A 2,989-nucleotide genomic window follows, 5' to 3' on the forward strand; every position below is an offset into this window, starting at 1 on the left:
CCTCTGGGTCGGGATGCTCGCGGTATCTGGTTGGGCAATGTGCATATCGAAGGCTCTCCGGTGTTGCTCGAATCTGGTGCACCGGGCGGGCCCGGCCGGCTTCACCCGTCGAACCTACGGTACCGCCATCATCTTTACTCTGCTGCATGCAGTGCCGGTGGGCCCCGGAGTGCCGGAAGTCAGGGCGCCGGATTGATAACCCTCCCCCACGTCGATTTGTTCCCCCAAATGTTCTGCCGTAGCCCCTCCAACTGCAGGATCTGCGAGTGGTCGACGAACAGGTTCACCTCGTTGCCGTAGTTCTTCACGTACCATTCGAAAACGGGCCCGTCTGCCGCTTCGAACATCACGTTCTCGAGCCCGAGTCCGTTGATGATGGAGGCGGCGGCGCCGGTGTCCCAGTCGGTGACGTTCTCGGTGATTCCCTCCGATTCGATCATCACGATCGAAGCACCCGCATCGAGCGCTTTCTTTCCGCGATCTATGAGATCGCCGACGTCCTTCTTGCTCTCTGCAGCGAGTTCGGCTTCGCTGGAATCACCACCAGACCCGATCTGCAAGCCGAGCTCCGGTTTCGCTTTCAGACCGGCCTTGACAACTTTCTCGACGAGTCGAAGCAGACCCGAGGTGTTGAGCATGATGAAGCCGGTCGAGATCTCGATGACGTCGAATCCGACTTCCTTCGCTTCCTTCAGGTAGTGATCGACTGCGTCGTCGCCGTAGCGCAGCACGGTTTCGATCCAGCCGCCCGAGGACACGTAGGCGCCGTGCTGGTGGGCGATGTCGCTGAAAGCACGCACCTGCTCAGTTGGCACGAGCGAAAATGAACCGCCCGCCCACTTGATGCCGTCGACCCACTGGCCCGCGACGTCGAAAACGTCCTGCATGTGCCGAGTTCCGAAGGTGTCGTAGTACGGCGCGCGGATTTCCGTAACCCCGAACGTGCGAGGCTTTTCCGGCCGATACGCCCTCGGGACGAAGTTGAACGATACGTCGTGTGGAACTGCATTACTCATTGTGTGTTGTCCTTTCGTTGTTCTCTCGAAGATCAGATTCGGGTCCTTCGCACTCGCGCGAGTGCATCCGTGAGCCGCGAAACGTCGACGAAATCCAGTCGTTGCACGACGTCTGCGATCTCGTCACGGAGTTCTGCGTCCGCGAACGGTCCGGTCAGGGCGTCGAATTTGGCCCTTGCTCCCTCCCAGCTGAGCGGCTCGGTGTGGAATCCCTCGTATGCGCTGCGTTCGGAGTGCAGGACGGTACCGTCGGAGAGCACCACTTCGAGATCGGCCGGCATCTCCGCGGGGAATCGCTCGGAGAATCCCGGGTCCTCCACGATCTCGACCTTCTGCATCAGCTGCTGCACATCGTCGGCGACGATGCGCTGCGGTTCGTACTGCGCAGGGTTGAGTTCGCCGTCCAACAGGACGACTGCGAGCATCCACGGCAGTGAATGATCGGCCTCCTCCTTCGTCCGAATGGTTCGCTTGTCACCTTCCTCTCCTCCGCCGATGATCGAGTGCGCGACGTCGAACGTACGCAGGCGCACCCTGTCGATCCGCCCCGATTCGAAGCCCGGCTGCGAACGGATGTCCTGTGCGGCGTCCAGGGCGGACTGCGAGTGGATCTCCGCATTGTGCTTCTTGATGATCGAGCGGCGAACACGTTCGAGATCCTCTGCGACCCAGTCGATCTGAAACGGCCCCGATACGGAGTCCTTGAAGCCCTTGTTGCCTTCGAACACCTCCTCGGGCCCTGTAATGCCGCGGGATGCGAGCAGCGCGGCGAACGTGCCCTCCTTGGACACGTGCGGATACGCGAGCCCCTTCCAATGGGACAGATTGCCTGTTCGCGTGACGCGCAGGGCGACGTTCGCGGTTCCCGCAATGGCGATCGCGGCGGCGATCTGTTCCTGTGAAAGACGCATGGCTTTCGCTGCGGATGCTGCGGCGGCGAAGGCTCCCTGTGTCGTGTGGTCGAAGCCCTTCGCCCGAACCGGCGCTACGTCCGACAGCCTCGCGTGCACTTGATACGCGACCGCGAAGGCGGTGAGCAGCTCTTCGCCGCTAGCGTGTACAGATTCGGCCGCCGCGAGCACGGCGCCGAAATTGTCGGACGGGTGGTTCGTCTCGCCTTTCGCCAGATACGAGTCCATGAAGTCGAGGTAGCGGCTGAGCCCGCTGTTAAAGAAGGCCGCGCGTTCCGGGCTGGTTCGACCACCGCCGATGAGGGTTGAGACGGGCGTTCCCCCGAGGTCATCCGTGAGTTCGCGGATGGCGACCATCGGCGGGGCGTCCAGCGCACCTATGGCCACACCGATGGTGTCGAGCACCCTGATCTTCAGTTGCTGCAGGGCTTCCGGGCTGATCTGCTCGAACTTCGCATTCGCCACGAAACGAGCCAGGTCTTGTACTTCGGTCATATCGAAAACACCACCCTAGTTAGGTTTACCTAACTTGAGTCTCCTCCGAATGTATCTTGATGTCAAGATATATTTCCGATGGTTCGCGAAGAACGAAATCGTTGCGTGACCGACCGCGCCTCGCAACGGGCACCAGTGCGCACCGGCGGGCGTAGCATGGACACATGCCGCGCCCGTCCCCGCATCCTCACGAAGTGCGCGCGTGGATCATCTGGATCGTCGGCGTGGCGGCATACGTGCTCGCGGTCATGAATCGCACCTCGCTTGCTGCGGTCGGCGTCGACGCAGCCGACCGGTTCTCCGCCGACGCGGCCACGCTCTCGATGTTCGCCGTCGTGCAGCTTGCCGTCTACGGCGGTATGCAGATTCCCGTGGGCATGGTCCTCGATCGCTGGGGAGCGCGACCGATCATCACGATCGGAATGTTCCTGATGGCCGCAGGGCAGCTCGCCATGGCGTTCTCCCCCAGCGTCGGCGTCGCGATCTTCGCGCGAGTCCTCATAGGGGCCGGGGATGCCGCGGTGTTTCCGAGCGTGCTGCGCCTGGTCGCGACGTGGTTTCCCGCCC

The 2,989-nt window shown here is 62.2% G+C and carries 3 protein-coding genes; 1 reads left to right on the forward strand and 2 read right to left on the reverse strand.

Translation table 11 applies throughout. The features are described from left to right. Positions 1-179: 179 nt before the first annotated feature. Both K8V11_RS06555 and K8V11_RS06560 read right to left on the reverse strand, forming a co-directional pair. Complete coding sequence (locus K8V11_RS06555) at positions 180-1,016, reverse strand: phosphosulfolactate synthase (RefSeq protein ID WP_303911885.1); 837 nt, start codon at positions 1,014-1,016, stop codon at positions 180-182. Positions 1,017-1,048: 32 nt separating this feature from the next. After that, positions 1,049-2,422 carry an MmgE/PrpD family protein gene (locus K8V11_RS06560; protein WP_303911887.1) on the reverse strand — a complete coding sequence of 458 codons (1,374 nt, stop codon included), beginning with the start codon at positions 2,420-2,422 and terminating at the stop codon, positions 1,049-1,051. A gap of 164 nt (positions 2,423-2,586) precedes the next feature. Here K8V11_RS06560 and K8V11_RS06565 point away from each other — a divergent pair. Beyond that, positions 2,587-2,989, forward strand: a 403-nt coding sequence (locus K8V11_RS06565; protein ID WP_303911889.1) for an MFS transporter, incomplete at its 3' end; no start/stop codon positions are given.

This window comes from Dietzia timorensis, assembly GCF_020742175.1.
Lineage (GTDB): Bacteria > Actinomycetota > Actinomycetes > Mycobacteriales > Mycobacteriaceae > Dietzia > Dietzia timorensis_A.

Excerpts from the sequence above, each read along its gene's own strand:
- K8V11_RS06555 (WP_303911885.1), bottom strand. The coding sequence starts at position 1,016 with ATGAGTAATGCAGTTCCACACGACGTATCGTTCAACTTCGTCCCGAGG.
- K8V11_RS06560 (WP_303911887.1), bottom strand. The coding sequence starts at position 2,422 with ATGACCGAAGTACAAGACCTGGCTCGTTTCGTGGCGAATGCGAAGTTC.